This is a genomic window from Streptococcus infantis (assembly GCF_047463635.1).
GTDB classification, from domain to species: domain Bacteria; phylum Bacillota; class Bacilli; order Lactobacillales; family Streptococcaceae; genus Streptococcus; species Streptococcus infantis_W.
This window is the reverse complement of sequence record NZ_JASHDL010000054.1, coordinates 1-783: the sequence shown is the minus strand read 5'-3', so window position 1 is coordinate 783 and position 783 is coordinate 1. Positions and strand designations below refer to the sequence as shown.

Here is a 783-nt window from a genome sequence, read left to right as displayed (position 1 = left end):
CATATGAATCTTTCTAATGAGTTGTTTTGTCGCTTTTCATTATAGGTCATATGGGACTTTTTTTCTACAACAAAATAGGCTCCATAATATCTATAGGGGATTTACCCACTACAAATATTATAGAGCCAAAAATTTTAAGTAATTTTAAGTAACTCTGAAAGAAAAAATTGGAAGAAAAAATAAAAAGACAAGGCTCGAAAACCTTGTCGTTATTACTATACCGGCGGCCGGGGTCGAACCGGCACGTCCTTGCGGACACTGGATTTTGAGTCCAGCGCGTCTGCCAATTCCGCCACGCCGGCAAATAGTAACTGGGGTAGCTGGATTCGAACCAACGCATGAGGGAGTCAAAGTCCCTTGCCTTACCGCTTGGCTATACCCCAATAATATAAAATAGGCGAGTGATGGGGATCGAACCCACGCATGCCAGAGCCACAATCTGGTGTGTTAACCACTTCACCACACCCGCCATAATTTTAAAACACGGGCAGTAGGAATTGAACCCACACTGAAGGTTTTGGAGACCTTAGTTCTACCTTTAAACTATGCCCGTAGTTAAGGTTATGGAAGGGGAGGGATTCGAACCCCCGAACCCGAAGGAGCGGATTTACAGTCCGCCGCGTTTAGCCTCTTCGCTACCCTTCCAAAATATTTAAATGGCGCGAGACGGAATCGAACCGCCGACACATGGAGCTTCAATCCATTGCTCTACCAACTGAGCTACCGAGCCTTATTGCGGGAGCAGGATTTGAACCTACGACCTTCGGGTTATGAGCCCGACGA

At 46.0% G+C, this 783-nt stretch carries 6 tRNA genes; all 6 read right to left on the bottom strand.

Features of this window, described 5'->3' with window-relative positions:
• Nucleotides 1-218: 218 nt before the first annotated feature.
• The 6 genes from QM867_RS10745 to QM867_RS10720 all read right to left on the bottom strand — a co-directional run bounded on the left by QM867_RS10745 (nucleotide 219) and on the right by QM867_RS10720 (nucleotide 730).
• Nucleotides 219-302: transfer RNA gene (locus tag QM867_RS10745), tRNA-Leu, on the bottom strand.
• A 9-nt stretch (nucleotides 303-311) separates the two neighbouring features.
• Nucleotides 312-383 (bottom strand) — tRNA-Gln (locus QM867_RS10740).
• 13 nt (nucleotides 384-396) lie between these two features.
• Nucleotides 397-469 (bottom strand) — tRNA-His (locus QM867_RS10735).
• Between the two features lie 13 nt (nucleotides 470-482).
• A tRNA-Trp gene (locus QM867_RS10730) sits at nucleotides 483-553 on the bottom strand.
• Between the two features lie 11 nt (nucleotides 554-564).
• Nucleotides 565-645 (bottom strand) — tRNA-Tyr (locus QM867_RS10725).
• Nucleotides 646-657: 12 nt separating this feature from the next.
• Nucleotides 658-730, bottom strand: a tRNA-Phe gene (locus QM867_RS10720).
• Nucleotides 731-783 lie beyond the last annotated feature (53 nt).